The organism is Azorhizophilus paspali, from assembly GCF_043587585.2.
GTDB lineage: Bacteria > Pseudomonadota > Gammaproteobacteria > Pseudomonadales > Pseudomonadaceae > Azotobacter > Azotobacter paspali.
The window spans coordinates 2830949-2850117 of sequence record NZ_CP171449.1 but is presented as its reverse complement, the minus strand read 5'-3'; the positions used below and the strand labels follow the sequence as shown (position 1 = coordinate 2850117).

The window sequence follows — 19169 nt, the reverse complement described above, 5'->3', positions numbered from 1 at the left end:
GCATGCCGCCTGCACACATCCGCCCGGCGGTCCACCGAATCTGGCCGGTGGGCGGGCGAGCCCCGCCGATTCTGTTCCTGCACCCTGTCCGGCGTGTGCCCGCCCCGCGCGCTTTCCTCAGCGCGGATAGAGCGGCGGCAACTGGCTGCGTTCGCGGGCCGTGTCCACGTCCTGGGCTGGCGGCAGATCGCGGATCGCCTGCCAGAGATCCTCGCCTTGCCAGCGCTGGCCGCTTTCGCTGTAGAGCGCGCCGTTCAGGCCGTCGAGCGCGTCCGACAATGGCACGAAACGCGCCGCCATCGCCGCCAGGGTTTCCGGTTGCTGACGGGCCCAGGCGTCGAGGGCCTGGCGGGTCGCCTGGGTGTCGTTGGCCTGGCAAGCGCGGTGCAAATCGTCGAGCAGGCGCGGGTTCGGCCAGCCGGCGGCGCTGCGCAGGACCGCCGGCTGGCGGCGCGCGCGCCACCAGAGGGTGAAGCCGAGCAGGGTGGTACAGAACAGCAGGGAACTGGCCAGTTGCCAGGCCCAGAGTGCCTGCCATGGCGGAGGGCTAAGGGCGGCGCTGGGTTGTGGCTGCTCCTCGGCCAGCATCGGATTCTTCGCGACCATCAAGGTACGCGCCGGTAGCCGGGTGTGCTCCAGGCGGTCGTGGGCGGTGTTCCACCATAGCACTTCCTGTGCCGGCAGTTCGATGCGGCCGTCGCGGGTCGGCACCAGGGCCTCGCGTTCCTCGCGGCTGCCGATCAGGCCGCGCTCGCCGGCCTGGCTAGCCAGTTGCGGCTGCTCCGGGTAGCGGCGCAGGCCCTCGACCGGCGGGCCGGCGAGCGGTGGCAACTGAGCGCCGCTCAGTCCGTCGGCCCTGAGGGTCAGGTGGCGGGTCAGCGATTCGCCGGCCCGCGCCTGTTCCGGCGCCGGGCTCCAGCTCTCGCTCAGCACGAGGCTGCGGGCCGGCAGCCAGGGGGCATCGGCCGGATATTCGGCTGGTTTGGCTTTGACGGTCAGATGGATCGCCGGCGACTCGACGCGGATCTGCCGGCCGCTGTGCGGGCCGAAGGGCAGCAGGCCGTCGCGGTCCGGGAGGCGGCTGACTTCGGTGGCGGTGAAGGCCTGGGCAGGGATCAGCAACTGGCCGCTGCGTTGGGGAAAGACCGCGTAGCGCATCTCGATCACTCCGTGACGCACGCCGTTGACGCTGGTCTCGTAAGTGCGCGGCACCCCGAGCGCTTCGATGCGGGCATCGGCCATTTGCAGCGGGCTCAGGCTACTGTCGTCGTAGAGCGACACCGAGTGGTAGATGCGCAGGGTGAGCACGACCTGGGCCTGCACGTAGGTGCTTTCCTGGTCCAGGCTGGCGTCGATGAACACCGGCGCCAGCCTGGCCGGATCGCTGTCCACCTCGCTTTCGCGCACGTGCAGGACGATCGCCCGAGTCTGGCGATCGCCCAGGCGTAGGGGCGGTATCGTCAATTGGCCAGGATGCCTGGGTTGCAGCGTGACGAGCCACTGGATGGTTCCGGGCGATTCGCCGCCCGTGCTGCCCGGGCGGTTGACCTGGCGGGTGCCGAGTACCTCGAAATGCGCTTCGAGAGGCCCCAGGTCCGGCTTGCCGGGGGGCGCCGGGTCGGTGCTTTCCAGGGTCAGTTCGAGGGTTTCGCCGGCGTCGAGGTGAGTGCGGTCGACCCGGGCAGTGAGTTCCTCGCCCTGGGCCGTCCAGGCCAGCAGGCAGAGCAGGAAGGCGCGGAGCAGGCGATTCATGGGCTGGTTTCCCGGTGCTGTTGCTGTTCGTACCAGAATTTGCGCCGCAGCAATTCTCCTGGATTGTCCGGGATTTGCCGCAGCCATTGTTCCAGGGCCTGGCGACGTTCTTCGGTGACGGGCGCGGACACAGCTCCGGCGGCCGCGGCGGGACCCGGCGCCGTATCGCCCGCGGTCTGCTCCTCGGCCGACAGCGAGCCGGGCGTGCCCGGCTGCGCCGTCGTCTCGTCCGGGGCTGCCTCCGCTGCGGCCTGAGGGGCCGTCGTGTCCGCCCGGGTATCGTTCTGCCCGGCCTGGCCGGACGGGCTGTCCTGGTTCGGCGGGGTCTGCTGCCGCTCGGTACTGCCATCGGCGTCGGGCTGACGCGTTTGCCGCTGGCGCAGCAGCGCCTCGACCAGCGCCTTGTTGTGCTGCGCCGCTTCCAGCGCCGGCTGCAGTTCCAGGGCGCGCTCGTAGGCGTCCAGCGCGGCCTCCAGTTCGCCGGCCCGAGCCAGGGCGTTACCACGGTTGTAGTGGGCGGCGGCCCCCTGGCCCTGGGCGAAGCGCTCGGCGGCGGCGGCGTAGTCGCCGGCCTGGTAGAGGGCCAGGCCCTGCCATTGGCTGTCTTCGAAGCGCCGCGCGGCCTCGCCCGGCCGGCCGGCCTGGAGCAGAATGCGGCCCTGCTGGTCGGGGCGCAGCCACAGATCGGTGAGCTCGAAGGCCTGGCCGGGCCGGGGCAGGACGAACAGCAGGGGCAGGGCGAGCAGCCAGCCGCGCCGGCCGGCGCAAGCGGCCAGCAGGAGCAGCGGCAGTAGCAGCCAGTGGCCCTGGTCGGCCCAGGCATCCAGGCGTGTCGTCTGGTCGCCCTCGCGCAGCAGTCGCCCCTGGAGCAGGCCAAGTCGTTGCAGGTCGCGGTCGTCCAGGCTGGCGCTCTGGTAGCGCCCACCGAGGCTGTCGGCGAAGCGCGCGAGTCCGCCGCTGTCCAGCCGGGCGAGGAGGATCGCGCCCTGTTCGTCCTTGAGGAAGCTGCCGTCCTCCAGGGCGATGGGTGCGCCGTCAGGGCTGCCGACGCCGAGGATGGCGAGGCGCTCGCCGTCGTCGCCGAGCGCCTGGGCGATGCCCCGGCGTTCCCGTTCGTCCAGTTCGCTGCCGATCAGCAACAACTGGCCTCGGCCCTGAGCGCCCTGTTCGAGCAGGGCCAGGCCGCGGGCCACGGCGAGGTCGGCGCGCTGCCCGGCGACCGGCATGAGCGACGGGGCGAGGGCGTCCAGCAGGTTGCGGGTGGTTTCCAAGTCGTCGGACAGTGGCACCAGGGTGTGCGCGCTGCCGGCGTAGACGACCACCGCGGTCTGCGCCTCCTGGCGTGCCTCGAGCAGGTCGAGCAGCTTGTGCCGGGCCAGCGCCAGGCGGTTCGGGGTGACGTCGCCGGCGAGCATGCTCGGAGTCAGTTCGAGCAGTACCACCAGCGGATCGGTGCGCTTCAGGGAGCTTTGTTCGATGCGCTGCCAGCTCGGCCCGAGCAGGGCCAGCAGGACGAGCAGCCAGCCGAGCCCGAGCGCAATCCATGGCAGGCGGCTACCGCGTCCGCTACGCGCGCCGAGCAGGGCTTGGTGAAAGGCCGGCGGCAGCAGCAGTTCCCAGTGTCCGGCGCGCCGTTCGCGGCGCCACAACCGCCAGAGCAGCCAGGCGAGCAGGGGCAGCAGGAGCAACCAGTCGGGGCGCAGCCAATGCGGCCAGAGGATATTCATCGGCGCGTTCCTCGCGAGCGCGGCGGCCAGAGGCTGCGGGCCACCGGTAGCAGGCCGAGCAACAGTGCCGTGGCCAGCGGCCAGGGATACAGCGGGCGGGCCGGGCGCGCCTGGGTCGGTAGCTGGGCAACCGGCTCCAGGCGCGCGAGGGTTTCCTCGATGGCGCGCAGTTCTTCGCTGCTGCGGGCGCGGAAGTAGCTGCCGCCAGTCTCTTCGGCGATGGCGCGCAGGGTCGGCTCGTCGAGATCCAGTCCCGGTGTCAGGCCGATCAGGCCGAGCGGTCCGTCCTGTTGGGGATCGGCGCCGATGCCGATGGTGTGGATGCGTACCCCTTCCGTGGCGGCTAGGTGGGCGGCGACCGACGGAGCGATCTCGCCGGCAGTGTTGGCGCCGTCGGTGACCAGGATCAGCACGCGGCTCTGCGCCGGGCGCTGGCGCAGGCGCTTGAGGCCCAAGCCGATGGCGTCGCCGATGGCGGTGTCCTTGCCGGCGATGCCGATCGCGGCCTCCTCCAGCCAGGTGCGCACGGTCCGGCGATCGAAGGTCAGCGGCGCCTGCAGGTAGGCCTGGCTGCCGAACAGGATCAGCCCGACGCGGTCGCCCCGGCGGTCCTCGATGAATTGGCCGAGCAGGTGCTTGACCAGCTCCAGGCGGCCGACGCTCTCGCCCTGCCAGTACATGTCGGCGTATTCCATGGAGCCGGAAACGTCTACCGCCAGCAGCAGATCGCGGCCGCTGGCGGGTAGCGGCTGGGGTTCGCCGACCCATTCGGGGCGCGCGGCGGCGCCGAGCAGCAGCAGCCAGAGCAGGATAAACGGCGCCTGCTGCCGCCAGCCCGGCAGGCGCAGGCGGGCGCGGCGGCCACTGAGGCTTTCCAGCTCGCCGAGGAAGCTCACCCGCAGCGCCGTCTCGCCGCTGTCGGCCGGTGGCAGCACGAGGCGCAGCAGCCAGGGCAGCGGGGCGAGCAGGAAGACCCAGGGCCAGGCGAATTCAAACATGCCGGCGGATCCAGATTTCCACGGCCTGGTAGAGCCCATCGATGGCCTTGTCGTCGAGCCGGCACTCGGCGCGGTAGCTGCCCTCCACCAGGATCATCCAGCGGGTCAGGCCGGCGGCCGGGCAGCGGCTGTCGAGATAGGCCAGCCAGGCGCGACCGCTCAGGGTGTGGCTGTGGTTGTCCGGGTAGTGGGCGCGGCAGAGGCGCTTGAGCAGCGCGTTGAGCTGCTGCAGCCAGGGGCCGGCGGGCATGCCGTAGGGCTTGCTCAATTGCGCCAGTTCCTCCAGGGCGGCGATGCGCAGCGGATCGAGGATCTTTTGCGCCGCCGCCACCGGTTCCACGCCAGGTAGCCGCGGGCGCCGCCACTGCAGCCAGCAGAAGACGGCGAGCGAGGCGAGGGCGACCAGCGCCAGCAGCCACCAGCCGGGGGCCGGCGGCCACCAGGGAATGGCCGGCGGGGGAATCGGCGGCAGCAACTGGTCGAGCGGGTTCATGGCCGCCATACCGGTCGCGGCCGTAGGCGCTCGCGCAACTGCTCGATCAGTTCGAATTGCGTGCTGAGCGGCAGCAGCAGACTGCCGAGGCGTTCGGCGAGGCGTTCCCAGCGCGCCTGGCGCGCCTGGCCGAGGCTTCGGTAGGCCTGGCGCAGCCCACTGTCGTGGGTGTCCAGCTCCAGTTGTGCGCCGTTCTGGGAAAAGCGCAGCAGGCCGGCGGCGGGCAGGGCGTGATCGAGGGGGTCGGAGAGCGGCAGCAGCAGCAGTTCGCTGTGCCGGCCGAGCAGCAGCAACTGGCGCTCGGCGGTATCCGACAGCGCCCGCTCGTCGCACAGCACCACCACTAGGCTGCCCGGACGCAGCACCTCGCGGGTGCGGCGCAGGGCCTGGCCGAAGCCGTCTGGCTCGTCCGGCAGTTCGCCGTGCAGGGCGTGGTTGGCGCGCACCAGGCGGTTGAGCAGTCGCAGCAGGCTCTGCTTGCTGCGCCGCGGCTTGATCTCGTGGGGCGCGCTGCTGCCGAACACCAGCCCGCCGACCCGGTCGTTGTGTTCCAGGGCGGCCCAGCCGATTAGCGCCGCGGCCTGGGCGGCGAGTACCGACTTGAACAGCCGCGAGGAGCCAAAAAACAGTTGCCGGCTCTGCTCGACGAGGATGAAGATCGGCCGCTCGCGCTCTTCGTGGAACAGCTTGGTGTGCGGCTCCTGGGTGCGCGCGGTGACCCGCCAGTCGATGTTGCGCACGTCGTCGCCGGCCTGGTAGACGCGCACTTGGTCGAAGTCCACGCCGCGCCCGCGCAGCCGCGAGTGGTGCGCCCCGAGCAGCGCGTTGCGGCGTGCCGCGCTGGAGAACAGTTGCAGTTCGCGCGCCCGATGGCGGATCTCGATCAGCTCGCCCAGGCCGACCCGGATACCGTCCGCCGCCGCCAGCGTGTGCATTCAGGCCACCGCCACCACGTCGAGGATGCGCTGGATCGCCCGGTCCTGGTCGACCCCGGCGGCCTCGGCCTCGAAGGAGAGGATCAGGCGGTGGCGCAGCACGTCGAACAGCACCGTCTGGATGTCTTCCGGGCTGACGAAGTCGCGCCCGGCCAGCCAGGCATGGGCGCGCGCGCAGCGGTCGAGGGCGATGGAGCCGCGCGGGCTGGCGCCGTAGGCCAGCCATTCGCCTAGTTCGGCGTCGAAGCGCGCCGGCGTGCGCGAGGCCATCACCAATTGCACCAGGTATTCCTCCACCGCGTCGGCCATGTACAGGCCGAGGATCTCCTTGCGCGCGGCGAAGATCGCCTGCTGGCTGAGCCGGTGCTCGGGCCTGCTCTCGCCGTGGAGCGCTTCGCCGCGGGCCTGCTGGAGGATCTTGCGTTCCACCGCGGCGTCCGGAAAGCCGATCTTCACGTGCATGAGGAAGCGGTCGAGCTGGGCTTCGGGCAGCGGGTAGGTGCCTTCCTGCTCGATCGGGTTTTGCGTGGCCATCACCAGGAACAGCGGCGACAGCTCGTAGGTGCGCCGGCCGATGGACACCTGGCGCTCGGCCATGGCCTCGAGCAGCGCCGACTGGACCTTGGCCGGGGCGCGGTTGATCTCGTCGGCCAGTACCAGATTGTGGAAGATCGGCCCCTGCTGGAAGACGAAGCTCCCGGTTTCCGGACGGTAGATCTCGGTCCCGGTGATGTCCGCCGGCAGCAGGTCGGGGGTGAACTGGATGCGATGGAATTCCGCCTCGATACCCTCGGCCAGGTCCTTGATCGCCTTGGTCTTGGCCAAGCCGGGAGCGCCTTCGACCAGTAGGTGGCCGTCGGCGAGCAGGGCGACGAGCAGGCGGTCGATCAGCTTTTCCTGGCCGAGGATCTGTCCGTCCAGGTATTGCCGCAATGCCACTAGCGCTTCTCGATGATCCATCTCTAACTTCCGCAACGAAATGATCGCAGGCTGCCGCGGGACAGCGGGCGCCAACTTTAAAGCAAAACGGGGCGCCGTGCTGCCATACTGATGGCCCGTCGGTCCGGCGGCGCTTCAGTGTCCGTCCCGGCGAGCCCGGATCGCCGCGATCAGGCGTTCGCTCAGTGCCGGATAGTCGTGGTCGTAATGGTGCCCGCCCGGCAGCGCGAGTTTTTCGCCCAGATTCTGCGGCTGGGTGCAGCCGCTTTCCGCGGCCTCCTCGGTGCCGTAGACGCAGAAAACCTTGGCCGCCGGCAGACGGGCCATTTCCGGGGCGGTCGGGGCATCCTGGCCCGCCGCGCCGAGCCAGCCCTGGACCTGGATCTCGAAGCTGCCGCTGCGCCCCAGAGCGAGCAAAAGCAGGTTGTCGATCGAGGCCTGGTCGGAGGCGTCGAGACGATTGTAGATGGCCGGCAGCACATCGGCGCCGAACGAGAAGCCGATCAGCACGAAGCGCTTGGCGCCCCAGCGTTCGCGATAGGTGCGCAGAATCCGGGCGAGGTCGGCGGCGGCCTGTTCGGGCGACTTGCGGTTCCAAAAATAGCGCAGGCAGTCGACGCCGACCACCGGGTAGCCGCGCTTGGCTAGCTCGGCGGCGACGTCGCGGTCGAGGTCGCGCCAGCCGCCGTCGCCCGAGTAGAAGATCGCCACCGTGTCGCCCGCCCCGGCGGCCGGCACCTCGACCAGCGGCAACGGATCGGCGCGCCCTTCCAGCAGGCGGCCGAGGTTGTCCAGCAGGAGGCGCTGGACGGGCGTGCCGTAGTCGGCGATCTGCGTGTCGGCATTGGCCTGGGCGCGGGCGAAGCGGGCGCTGGCGTCGTCCGGGTTGTCGTTCCAGATCGCATGCCAGCGGCCGTGCGGCGCCTCTGGCGGCAGGGCCTCGGGACAGGCGGTTTGGTCGAGGCGAAAGCCGATCGATAGCGCCTGCGCCCGGTCGTCGCTCTGCGCGGCGAGCCAGCGCCAAGCCAGTTGGGCGCCGGGGCCGTCGCCGGCGACCAAGTCGGCCGGTCCGCCGAGCTGCGCCAGGGCTTCGTCGAGCCGCCGCAATTGGCGCCGGCAGTCGGCTCCGTCCTGGTCCAGGACGGCCAGCCGGGCGGCGTGGGCGCCGGCCATTTCGAGCAGGCGTTCGGGCTGCGGGCGGGCTTCGGCGGACAGCAGCAGAATCACCCGCTGGCGTACCGGGCCACCGGGCTCGATCAGTTGCAGCGGGCTGCCGTCGGCGAGGCTGCGCTGTTCCTGGCTCGGCGCCGGCTGGCGGAGCAGGAGCCAAGCGACGCCGGCGGCAATCGGCGGAAGGGCGGCGAGCAGGAGAAAGAGGGCGGAATATCGGCGCATCAACGTTTCACCAGTCCAGAAAGGCCGCCGGCGATCAGCGCGGCGGTGTCGGCCAGGGCCAGCAACGGATCGATGCCGGCGGGCACCGCGAGATAGCGCGGCTCCCACTGCGGATCGAATTTCTCCTTGAAGCGGCGCAGGCCCTGGAAGTTGTAGAAGTATTCGGAATTCTCGAACAGCAGCGCGCCGAGGCGTTGCGGCAGCGGTGCGCCGCGCCGCGGCAGCATGCCGGAGAGCGGCACCATGCCGAGGCTGAAGAAGTCGCCGCCGCGCTCTTTAAAATGCAGCAGGATGCCGAGGATGAGAAATTCCATGGTCAGCTTCGGTGCATCCGGATGCACGCGCATCAGGTCGAGGCCGGCGGTTTCCGGGCTGTCGGTTTCCAGCAGGTTGGCGAAGGCCACCGGGCGCCCCTGATGGTGCGCCACCACGATGCGGAAATACTGCAGGTAGTCCGGGCTGAAACGGCCGAGGGAGAAACCCTTCTCGCGGCCGGTCTTGCCGGCCAGCCAGGCCCTGGAGATCTCCTCCAGCTCGGCTAGCGGCGCCTGGCCGCGCTCGTGGAACACCAGATCGAGGCCGTCGCGCCGACAGCGGTTCCAGGTGTAGCGCAAATCCTTCATGTGCTTGCCGGGGTTGTCGAGGTCGAAGTGGCGCAGGTCGACCTTCGCCTCTTCGCCCAGCTTGATAGCGATCAGGCCGATATCCATGTAGTGCGGCAGGTTCTCGGCGCGCACCTGGTAGAACACCGGCCGTCGGTAGTGCAAATCGCACAGGTCGCGGAACTGCCAGATCAGGTCGGCGCGCTGCTGCGGTGTGCCTACCGGGTCGAACAGCGCCACCATGCTGTGCCCGCGCCGGGCGTACATGAGGAAGGCGTCGCGCGCGGAGTCGAACAGCAGCGCCTTGTCGCCGGACAGCGCCAGCGCGCCTTCCGGCTGCTGCGAGGCGCGGACCGCGGCGAAGGCCCGTTCGAGGTCCGCGGGGCCGGGCAGGTTCTGCGGCGGCGGCGGGCTGCGCAGCAGCCAGACGAGGCCGACCACCAGCAGCGTCAAGCTGCTGCCCAGCAGGGCGCGCAGACCGCGGGGAGCGTTGCCGTCTAGCGCGAACTGCCACCACAAGGTGTGGCTGTAGGGCAGGTCCTGGTAGACGAACAGCAGCAGCCAAGTGCTGGCTACTAGCACGCCGAGGGTTGCCAGCATGATCGGCGGCGAGCCGGGCAGTTCGAGCAGCCGGCTGGGGCGGTAGAAGGCTTTGCGGAACAGCGCCAGCAGCGCCGCGATGCCGATCAGCACGCTGGCCTCCTCCCAATCGAAGCCCTTGAGCAACGAGAGCAGGGCGGCGGCCAGCAGCAGCACCAGGGTCAACGCCCAGGCCGCCGAGAGATGCCGGCGCAGGCCCTGGGCGAGCAGCAGGCAGACCACGCCGATTAGGCTGGAGCCCAGGTGCGAGAGTTCGATCAGTTGCAGGGGCACCAGGTAGTTCAGTGGCTCCAGGCGCTCGTCGAGGCTCGGCGTGGCGCCGGAGAACAGCAGCACGATGCCGGCGATGAACACCTGCACGGCCAGCACCGGCGCGGCCAGGCCGGTGGCCAGGCGCAGGCCGGCGCGGGTCAGCCGGCGGGCTTCGTTGCCAAGTAGCAGCAAACAGGCCAGTACCAGCGGCAAGCCCGTGTAGATCACCCGGTAGAGCAGCAAGGCCGCGGCCAGCGGCGCCGTGCCGACGCTCTGGCCGAAGGCGGCGAGCAGCACCGCCTCGAACACGCCGATGCCGCCCGGCACATGGCTGAGCACGCCGGCGGCCAGCGCCACCAGGTAGACCAGCAGGAAACTGCCGAAGGCAGGTCCCTCCGGCAGTAGGACATGGAGCACGAAGGCGGCGGCCACCACATCGGCGCAGGCGATCAGCAACTGCAGCAGGCTCAGGCGCCCCGAGGGCAGGCCCAGGCTGTAGGGGCCGAAGCTGGCGCGAATGACCTGCGGGTTCCGTTCGTCCGGCGTGGCGTGCCGCCAGAGGAACAGCGCCAGCGCCGCGTAGCCGAGCAGTACGGCCACCGCCATGGTCGCCAGGGGGCCGGCGGCCAGATGCAGGACGCGGCTCGCCTGCGGCAGGTCGAGCAGCGCGGCGCTAGCGGCCAGCAGCGGCAGTGTGCAGCCCAGCGACAGGCTGGCGAACAGGCTGATCCTGGCGATCTCTGCAGCGGCCACGCCCTGCTGGCCGTACAGCCGGTAGCGCACGGCGCCGCCGGTGAGCAGCGAGAGGCCGGTGGCGTTGCCGATGGCGAAGGCGCAGAAGCCGCCGAGCAGCAGGCTGGGAGGCGGCAGACGCACGCCGGCGTAGCGGCAAGCCGACCATTCGTAGCCGAGCAGGGCGACGAAACCGGCCGCCGTGGCCAGCAGGGCCAGCACCAGGTCGGTACCCGGTATGGCGAGCAGGGCTTCGTGCAGATGCTGGGGATTCAGGCTGTCGAGCAGGTGGCGACAGGCGATCAGCGCCAAGCTGAAGACCAGCAGGGTGAATAGCGAAGTCAAGACGGTGCGGTATTCGCCGAGGGGGCGGAGCCGGTGCACGAGGGCTTGCAGCGCCTTGATGCAGACAGAGATGGCCGATCGTTTGCTCAGGGTATTCATTGGGGCGTTTCCAGCTCCGGGGCTGCGTTGGCGGGGCTCGGGGAAGGATGATGAGAGGCGTTCCGGGCCGTGCTCCGGCATGGGGCAGGCATGGATGGGCCAAGGGCCGCCTATGCTACATCCAGGAGCACTTCGGGAGCACGACCATGGCGTTCTTCGTGGCGGACAGCAAGGCCGACTTTCTGGCGCAGTTGCGGGCGGCCCTGGGGGCGCATCTGGACGAGCGGCTGTTGCCGCCGGTGATGCTGTTCGCCGAGGAGTTCTTCGCCATGGTCGCCCTCGACGAACTGATCGAGCGGCGGCTGTCAGATCTGGTCGGCTGCACCCTTTCGGCTTGGCACCTGCTCGAACGCTTCGATCCGGCGCGGCCGGAGGTGCGGATCTTCAATCCCGACTACGAGAAGCACGGTTGGCTGTCCAGCCACAGCGTGGTCGAAGTGTTGCACCCGGATATGCCCTTTCTGGTCGATTCGCTGCGCATGGAGCTGAACCGTCACGGCCATGGCATCCACAGCCTGCAGGGCGGAGTCTTTTGGGTGCGTCGCGACGCCGCCGGTGGGTTGCTGGAGATCCTGCCTCGCAACCGCCAGGGCGAGGGCATGCGGCACGAGGCGCTGGTCTTCGCCGAGATCGACCGCTGCGCCAGCCCCGGCGAGCAGCGCGAACTGGAGCAGGCGCTGCAGGAGGTGTTCGGCGAGGTGCGCCTGGCGGTCGCCGACTTCGTGCCGATGACCTCCTGCGTGCGCGGACTGCTGGACTGGCTGGAGCGGGCGCGACTGGCGGTGGATGCCGGGGAACTGGCGGAGATCAAGGTGTTCCTGCGCTGGCTGCTGGAGGACCACTTCACCTTCCTTGGCTACGAGGAGTTCACCCTGGCCGACAGCCCGGACGACGGCGCGCGTATCGTCTACGACGAGCGCTCCCTGCTGGGGCTGAGCAAACGGTTGCGCACCGGGCTGGACCCGACCTGGCTGCACATCGAGCCGGAGCCCCTGCGCTACCTGCGCGAGCCGCTGCTGCTGTCCTTCGCCAAGGCCTCGCAGCCGTCGCGGGTACACCGTCCGGCGTATCCCAACTACATTTCCCTGCGCGAGCTGGACGAGGCCGGTCGGGTGGTCAGGGAATACCGCTTCATGGGCCTGTACACCGCCTCGGTGTACAACGAGAGCGTTCGGCACATTCCCTGGATTCGCCGTAAGGCCGCGGAGATCGAGCGGCGCGCCGGTTTCGACAGCAGTGGCCATCTGTTTCGCGAACTCGGCCAGGTGCTCGAGGTACTGCCGCGCGACGACCTGTTCCAGACGCCGTCGGACGAACTGTTGCGCACCGCGATCAGCATCGTGCAGATCCAGGAGCGCAACCGCCTGCGCCTGTTCCTGCGCAAGGACCCCTACGGACGCTTCATCTACGGCCTGGCCTACGTGCCGCGCGACGTCTATTCCACGGAGATCCGCCAGAAGATGCAGCAGCTTCTGATGGAGCGCCTGAAGGCCAGCGACTGCGAGTTCTGGGTGTATTTCTCCGAGTCTATCCTGGCGCGGGTGCAGTTCATCTTGCGCGTCGATCCCAAGGTGCGGGTCGATTTCAATCCCCAGCGCCTGGAACAGGAGATGATCCGCGCCTGCCGCTCCTGGCGGGACGACTACGCAGGCCTGATCGTGGAGAGCTTCGGCGAGGCCGCGGGCACGGGCCTGCTGGCGGACTTCCCGCAGGGCTTTCCGGCCGGTTACCGGGAGCGTTTCGCCCCCCATTCGGCGGTGGTCGACATGCAGCACTTGCTGTCCCTAGGCGAAGAGCGGCCGCTAGTGATGAGCTTCTACCAGCCGCTGCACCAGGACGACCGGCAACTGCACGGCAAGATCTACCACCTGGACAGCCCGTTGCCGCTGTCCGACGTGCTGCCGATCCTCGAAAACCTCGGCCTGCGCGTGCTCGGCGAATTTCCCTTCCAGTTGCGCCACCGCGACGGCCGCGAATTCTGGATTCACGACTTCTCCTTCAGCCTTACCGGCGGCGCGGAGGTGGACCTCCAGCAGCTTAACGACACCCTGCAGGACGCCTTCATCCACATCGTCCGCGGCGACGCCGAGAACGACGCCTTCAACCGCCTGGTGCTGAAAGCCTCCATGCCCTGGCGCGAGGTCGCCCTGCTGCGCGCCTACGCCCGCTACCTCAAGCAGGTGCGTCTGGGCTTCGATCTCGGCTACATCGCCGCCGCGCTGCTCAATCACAGCGACATCGCCCGCGAGCTGGTCAGGCTGTTCCGCACCCGCTTCTACCTGGCGCGGCGCATCGCCGGCGAGAACCTGGAGGACAAGCAGCAGCGCCTGGAGCAGGCCATTCTCGGTGCCTTGGACAGGGTCGAGGTGCTCAACGAGGACCGTATCCTACGGCGCTACCTGGAGCTGATCAAGGCCACTCTGCGCAGCAACTTCTACCAGCCCGATGCCGCCGGCCGGGCCAAGGGCTACTTCAGCCTGAAGCTCGACCCGCAAGCCCTGTCCGAGCTGCCGCGACCGGTACCGCGCTTCGAAATCTTCGTCTACTCGCCGCGGGTCGAGGGGGTGCATCTGCGCGGCGGCAAGGTGGCGCGTGGCGGCCTGCGCTGGTCCGACCGCGAGGAGGACTACCGCACCGAGGTGCTCGGTCTGGTCAAGGCCCAGCAGGTGAAGAACGCGGTGATCGTGCCGGTCGGCGCCAAGGGCGGCTTCGTCCCGCGGCGCCTGCCGGTCGGCGGTTCGCGGGACGAGATCCAGGCCGAGGCGATCGCCTGCTACCGGATCTTCGTCTCGGCCTTGCTGGACGTCACCGACAATCTCAGGGAGGACAAGGTGGCGCCGCCGGCCGGTGTGCTGCGCTACGACGGCGACGATCCCTACCTGGTAGTGGCCGCCGACAAGGGCACGGCGAGCTTTTCCGACATCGCCAACGGCGTCGCCGCCGACTATGCCTTTTGGTTGGGCGATGCCTTCGCTTCCGGCGGCTCCAGTGGCTACGACCACAAGAAGATGGGCATCACCGCCCGCGGCGCCTGGGTCGCCGTGCAGCATCACTTCCGCGAGCGCGGTATCGATGCGCAGAATGACCCGATCAGCGTGATCGGCATCGGCGACATGTCCGGCGATGTGTTCGGCAACGGCCTCTTGCAGTCGCAGAGCCTGCGCCTGCTGGCGGCCTTCGACCATCGCCATGTGTTCGTCGATCCCGATCCGGACCCGCGGGCGAGCTTCGCCGAGCGGCGCCGGCTGTTCGAGCTGTCGCGCTCTTCCTGGGCCGACTACGATCCGGCGCTGATCTCGCCCGGCGGCGGGGTATTCCCGCGCAGCGCCAAGAGCATCCCGGTCAGCGCCCAGATGCGCGAGCGCTTCGCCATCGCCGCCGAGCGGCTGACCCCTGGCGAACTGATCCAGGCCCTGTTGCGCGCGCCGGTCGACCTGTTGTGGAACGGCGGCATCGGCACCTACGTGAAGTCCAGCCGGGAAAGTCATGCGGACATCGGCGACAAGGCCAACGACGCGCTGCGGGTCAACGGCGTCGAGCTGCGCGCCAAGGTGGTGGGCGAGGGCGGCAACCTGGGCTTCAGCCAGCTCGGCCGGGTCGAGTACTGCCTCGCCGGTGGCGCCTGCAACACCGACTTCATCGACAATGCCGGCGGGGTCGACTGCTCCGACCACGAGGTGAACATCAAGATCCTGCTCGGCAAGGTGCTCGCCGCCGGCGACATGACCGGCAAGCAGCGCGACCGCTTGCTCCACGAGATGACCGATGCGGTGGCGCAACTGGTGCTGAACAACATCTACGAGCAGACCCAGGCGTTGTCCCTGGCCGAGCGCCGCGCGCGCCTGCATCCGGGCGAATACCGGCGGCTGATCGACGCCCTGGAACACGCCGGGCGGCTGGATCGCGCCCTGGAGTTCCTGCCCTCCGACGAGCAACTCACCGAGCGCCTGGCCAGCGGCACCAGCCTGACCCGCCCGGAGCTGGCGGTGCTGATTTCCTACAGCAAGATCGACCTCAAGGAGTCTCTGCTGGAGTCCGCGGTGCCGGACGACGACTATATGATCCGCGACATGCAGAGCGCCTTCCCGACGCCGCTGGTGGAGCGCTTCGGCGCGCTGATGCGCGGCCACCGGCTGCGCCGCGAGATTGTCGCCACGCAGATCGCCAACGATCTGGTCAACCACATGGGCATCACCTTCGTGCAGCGCCTCAAGGAGTCCAGCGGCATGGACGCCGCGGCAGTGGCCGAGGCCTACGTGATCGTCCGCGACATCTTCCACCTGCCGCACTGGTTCCGGCAGATCGAGGCGCTGGACCATCAGGTTCCCGCCGAGCTGCAACTGACCCTGATGGACGAGTTGGCCCGCCTGGGCCGGCGCGCCACCCGCTGGTTCCTGCGCAACCGCCGCGGCGAGCTGGACGCCGCCCGCGACGTGGCCCACTTCGGTCCGCAGATCGCCGCCCTCGGCCTGAAGCTCGACGAACTGCTCGAAGGCAGCACCCACAAGCAGTGGCAACTGCGCTACCGCGCCTATGCCGAGGCCGGGGTGCCGGAGCTGCTGGCGCGGCTGGTCGCCGGCACCGGTTACCTCTACACCCTGTTGCCGATCCTCGCGGCGGCCGATGTCACCGGGCGCGAGCCGGCGGTGGTGGCGGCCGCGCATTTCGCTGTCGGCGGCGCCCTGGAGCTGCCCTGGTACCTGCAGCAGATCACCAACCTGCCGGTCGAGAGCCAATGGCAGGCGCTGGCCCGGGAAGCCTTTCGCGACGACATGGACGGGCAGCAGCGCGCCATCACCATCGCCCTGCTGCGGATGGTCGGCGGACCGGAGGATGTCGAGGCGCGGGTGGCCCTCTGGCTGGAGCAGAACCAGCCGGCGGTCGAGCGCTGGCGGGCGACTCTGGCCGAATTGCGCGCGACTGGTGGCGCGGACTATGCGATGTTCGCGGTCGCCAATCGCGAGCTGGCGGACCTGGCGCAGAGCAGTGCCCGTACCGCGGGCGGGGCTTGAGGCGGCCCCGCCAGGCCCTCAGTGGAGCTGAGGGGGAGGCTCCCGGCGCGGGCGGAAGCGCTGCCCGTGTTCGGGTAGCCAGCGGTAGAAGAAGTAGAACTCGAACAGTGCGGGATGCGAGCAGTGGCAGAGGACATGGCCGGTGGCGTCCTGGGAGTCACCTTCGCACTGCAGATAACTCAACTCGAACATCGGGGACAGCGCGTCCCGCTCCTGCGGGCTGATCCGTACCCGCTTGCCGCGGATCAAGTCGACCGCCAGGGCGCAGAGCTTGGCGAGGGTGACGCTTTCCCTGGAAGCACCGTCGCCCGACGGCGTGGGCGGGGCGTCCATGATCCGGTTGCCCGGCCTGAATCTGAAGGGCAGACCGGTCTGTCTCCATTTTCTCCTGGCCATTGCGAACATCTCCTTGTCATGTACCGTCCATACCCTGGGGTTTCCGGGGAGCGTCCGCGGCCGGATGAGCGGCTGCGAACGGTTTTGCGCATTCCGCCACGCAATCTGGGGCGGACGTACGTGTGACCGGGAAACCGGAAAAAGGTTTGGCCAGATAGCTCGGGAAACTCTTGCCTGGGAGCGGGTCTAGGCCGGGTTTTTTCGGCAGCCGGAGATGGGCCGCCTCGGCGGCGGCCCGGGGCGGCCGTCATTCGGCGGGTTTGGCCAATTGCTGCAGCAGCGCCTCGTGGAAGCGCTCCGGTGCCTGGATCTGCGGAGAATGGCCGAGATCGGCGAAGGTCTGCAGGGTGGCTTTGGGAATGCGACCGGCCGCCTCCCTGGACAGCCGCGGATAGTCGCCGAGTCGCGGGCGCAGCTCCGCCGGCGCCGCATCCTTGCCGATGGCGGTGTTGTCCTTCTCGCCGATCAGCAGCAGAGTCGGCACCTTCAGTTGCTCGAATTCGTAGTACACCGGCTGGGTGTAGATCATGTCGTAGGTCAGCGCCGAGTTCCACGCCACGCGCTCTTTGCCCCGCCCCTGGAACAGGCCGGCCTGCATCTTTACCCAGCGGTCGAATTCGGGGCGCCACTGGCCGGCGTAATAGGTGCCGAGCTGGTAGTCGCGGATGCCCTCGGCGCTGGTGCGCAGTTCGTGGGCATACCACTGGTCCACCGTGCGGTAGGGCACGCCGAGCGCTTTCCAGTCCTCAAGGCCAATGGGGTTGACCAGGATCAGGCGCTCCAGTCGACCGGGATAGAGTAGGGCGAAACGGGTGGCGAGCATGCCGCCCATGGAATGGCCCATCAGGCTGTAGCGTTCGAGGCCGATGGACTCCAGCAACTCCCGAGTGTTGGCCGCCAGTTGCTGAAAGCTGTACTGGTAGTGCTGCGGCTTGCTGGACTTGCAGAAGCCGATCTGGTCCGGCGCTACCACCCGGTAGCCGGCCTTGGTCAGGGCGTCGATGCTGTCTTCCCAGGTCGCCGCGCAGAAATTCTTGCCGTGCAGCAGGACCAGCGTATGGCCGTTGGGTTCGGCCGGCTGCACGTCCATGTAGGCCATCTTCAGCGCCTGGCCCTGGGACTCGAAGGCGAAGTAGCGGACCGGGTGGGGGTAGTCGAAGCCTTCCAGCTCGGGCCCGTAGCCGGGGGAGTCGGCCGCCATGGCGGCGGGCAGGGCCAGGTACAGCAGGGCGGGGTAGAGCCGGCGGGACAGGGGCGATTCCTTCATGAGCATCTCCTTGGAGCGATAAGGCGATGGGCTCAGCCGGGCACGCGGTCTGCGGCCGGCGGCAGGTCGGCGGGAAAGTCGCTCGAGTTCGGCGCGCCGGCCCGGTGTAACCCTTCGCCGAAGGCGTTGGCCGCCGAATGGCGGCGGGGTAGCGGCAGGAACTCGGGGGCATTCCCGCGATGGACAAGGGCGACGAGACTTGACGGCAGAAAAGACATGCTCGGGCGGTCCATTGACGGGTAGAGGCGGGCAGTGTGGCAGATGACCGGTCAGGTGCCTACCGGGGGGCCGCGCCGGATTCCGTTGCCGTGTGGACAGATTGCAGGAGACTCGGCAGGCGGTCGGCTCAACAAAGCCGAAGACAACAGCGAAACGGCTCGACGCGCGATCTTTCTGTCCGGCACTGGCTGGGCATTTCATGGGATTGCCCCGCTCCGGAAGGATCGATGCGTCCATACGCACGGCGCGGCTATAATCGCCGCCCCACGCCACTCTTCGAGTCAAGCCCGCCCATGTACACCTTGGCCCGCCAGCTGCTGTTCAAACTCTCCCCGGAAACCGCCCACGAACTGACCATCGATCTGCTCGGGGCCGGTGGCCGTCTGGGTCTCAACGGCCTGCTGTGCCACCGGCTGGCGAGCCTGCCGGTACGGGTGATGGGGCTGGACTTCCCTAATCCGGTCGGCCTCGCCGCCGGACTGGACAAGAACGGCGACGCCATCGACGGCTTCGCCCAACTGGGTTTCGGCTTCGTCGAGATCGGCACCGTGACGCCCCGGCCGCAGCCGGGCAACCCCAGGCCGCGGCTGTTCCGTCTGCCGCAGGCCGAGGCGATCGTCAACCGCATGGGCTTCAACAACCTGGGTGTCGACCATCTGCTGGCGCAGGTCCGGGCGGCACGCTACAGCGGCGTGCTCGGTATCAACATCGGCAAGAATTTCGATACCCCCGTGGAGCGGGCGGTGGACGACTACCTGATCTGCCTGGACAAGGTCTACACCCATGCCAGCTACGTGACGGTCAACGTCAGCTCGCCGAACACTCCCGGCCTGCGCAGCCTGCAGTTCGGCGACTCGCTCAGACAACTGCTCGAAGCCTTGCGCCTGCGCCAGGAGAAACTGGCCGGGCGCCACGGCCGGCGCGTGCCGCTGGCGATCAAGATCGCCCCGGACATGAGCGACGAGGAGACCGTGCAGGTCGCCCGGGCGCTGCTGGATACCGGCATGGACGCGGTGATCGCCACCAACACCACTCTCGGCCGCGAGGGCGTCGAGGGGCTGGCGCATGCCGGCGAGGCCGGCGGGTTATCTGGTGCGCCGGTGCGCGAGAAGAGTACCCATGCGGTGCGGGTGCTGGCCGGGGAACTGGGCGGAAGGCTGCCGATCGTCGCGGTCGGCGGCATCACCGAAGGGCGCCACGCGGCGGAAAAGATCGCCGCCGGAGCCAGCCTGGTGCAGATTTATACCGGCTTCGTCTACAAGGGGCCGGCGCTGATACGCGAAGCAGTGGAGGCCATCGCCGCGCTGCGGGGCGAGCAGCCGCTCGGGACGCATTGAGCCGCAACGAGAAAGGGCTCCCGAAGGAGCCCTGTGGTCTTGAGGCCCGGCGCCCGCGCTGGGCGTCGA

At 69.2% G+C, this 19169-nt stretch carries 13 protein-coding genes; 2 read left to right on the top strand and 11 right to left on the bottom strand.

Annotated features, from left to right (window positions below; genetic code table 11):
• Window positions 1-117 precede the first annotated feature (117 nt).
• The 8 genes from ACGI6K_RS13845 to mprF form a co-directional block, all read right to left on the bottom strand.
• Window positions 118-1752: a BatD family protein gene (locus ACGI6K_RS13845; protein WP_376946263.1), complete on the bottom strand. Its 1635-nt coding sequence runs from the start codon at window positions 1750-1752 to the stop codon at window positions 118-120.
• Window positions 1749-3479 (bottom strand): VWA domain-containing protein, encoded by a 1731-nt coding sequence (locus ACGI6K_RS13840; protein WP_376946261.1) that lies wholly within the window; start codon window positions 3477-3479, stop codon window positions 1749-1751. The genes ACGI6K_RS13845 and ACGI6K_RS13840 overlap by 4 nt, the downstream gene beginning before the upstream one ends.
• On the bottom strand, window positions 3476-4477 hold the full coding sequence (locus ACGI6K_RS13835) for a vWA domain-containing protein (protein WP_376946259.1): 1002 nt from the start codon (window positions 4475-4477) through the stop codon (window positions 3476-3478). Before ACGI6K_RS13835 ends, ACGI6K_RS13840 begins: the two co-directional genes overlap by 4 nt.
• A complete protein-coding gene (locus ACGI6K_RS13830; RefSeq protein ID WP_376946257.1) occupies window positions 4470-4970 on the bottom strand; it encodes a DUF4381 domain-containing protein in 501 nt (166 codons plus the stop codon). Before ACGI6K_RS13830 ends, ACGI6K_RS13835 begins: the two co-directional genes overlap by 8 nt.
• Window positions 4967-5905 (bottom strand): DUF58 domain-containing protein, encoded by a 939-nt coding sequence (locus ACGI6K_RS13825; RefSeq protein WP_376946255.1) that lies wholly within the window; start codon window positions 5903-5905, stop codon window positions 4967-4969. Before ACGI6K_RS13825 ends, ACGI6K_RS13830 begins: the two co-directional genes overlap by 4 nt.
• The gene (locus tag ACGI6K_RS13820; protein WP_376946253.1) at window positions 5906-6865 is read right to left on the bottom strand and encodes an AAA family ATPase; all 960 of its coding nucleotides are present in this window, start codon (window positions 6863-6865) and stop codon (window positions 5906-5908) included.
• 114 nt (window positions 6866-6979) lie between these two features.
• A complete protein-coding gene (locus ACGI6K_RS13815) occupies window positions 6980-8239 on the bottom strand; it encodes a virulence factor family protein (protein ID WP_376946251.1) in 1260 nt (419 codons plus the stop codon).
• The gene (mprF, locus tag ACGI6K_RS13810) at window positions 8239-10869 is read right to left on the bottom strand and encodes a bifunctional lysylphosphatidylglycerol flippase/synthetase MprF (RefSeq protein ID WP_376946249.1); all 2631 of its coding nucleotides are present in this window, start codon (window positions 10867-10869) and stop codon (window positions 8239-8241) included. The genes ACGI6K_RS13815 and mprF overlap by 1 nt, the downstream gene beginning before the upstream one ends.
• 146 nt (window positions 10870-11015) lie before the next feature.
• Here mprF and ACGI6K_RS13805 point away from each other — a divergent pair, with 146 nt between their 5' ends.
• Window positions 11016-15881: an NAD-glutamate dehydrogenase gene (locus tag ACGI6K_RS13805; protein ID WP_376946247.1), complete on the top strand. Its 4866-nt coding sequence runs from the start codon at window positions 11016-11018 to the stop codon at window positions 15879-15881.
• A gap of 18 nt (window positions 15882-15899) precedes the next feature.
• On the opposite strand, the gene ACGI6K_RS13800 is transcribed toward ACGI6K_RS13805, so the two are convergent.
• The 3 genes from ACGI6K_RS13800 to ACGI6K_RS13790 all read right to left on the bottom strand — a co-directional run bounded on the left by ACGI6K_RS13800 (window position 15900) and on the right by ACGI6K_RS13790 (window position 17762).
• A complete protein-coding gene (locus ACGI6K_RS13800) occupies window positions 15900-16277 on the bottom strand; it encodes a hypothetical protein (protein WP_376946245.1) in 378 nt (125 codons plus the stop codon).
• A 247-nt stretch (window positions 16278-16524) separates the two neighbouring features.
• On the bottom strand, window positions 16525-17550 hold the full coding sequence (locus ACGI6K_RS13795; RefSeq protein WP_376946243.1) for an alpha/beta fold hydrolase: 1026 nt from the start codon (window positions 17548-17550) through the stop codon (window positions 16525-16527).
• Between the two features lie 26 nt (window positions 17551-17576).
• Window positions 17577-17762, bottom strand: coding sequence for a hypothetical protein (locus tag ACGI6K_RS13790; protein ID WP_376946241.1), 186 nt, complete (start codon window positions 17760-17762; stop codon window positions 17577-17579).
• Between the two features lie 294 nt (window positions 17763-18056).
• Here ACGI6K_RS13790 and ACGI6K_RS13785 point away from each other — a divergent pair, with 294 nt between their 5' ends.
• Window positions 18057-19100 (top strand): quinone-dependent dihydroorotate dehydrogenase, encoded by a 1044-nt coding sequence (locus tag ACGI6K_RS13785; protein WP_376946239.1) that lies wholly within the window; start codon window positions 18057-18059, stop codon window positions 19098-19100.
• The last annotated feature ends 69 nt before the right edge of the window (window positions 19101-19169 follow it).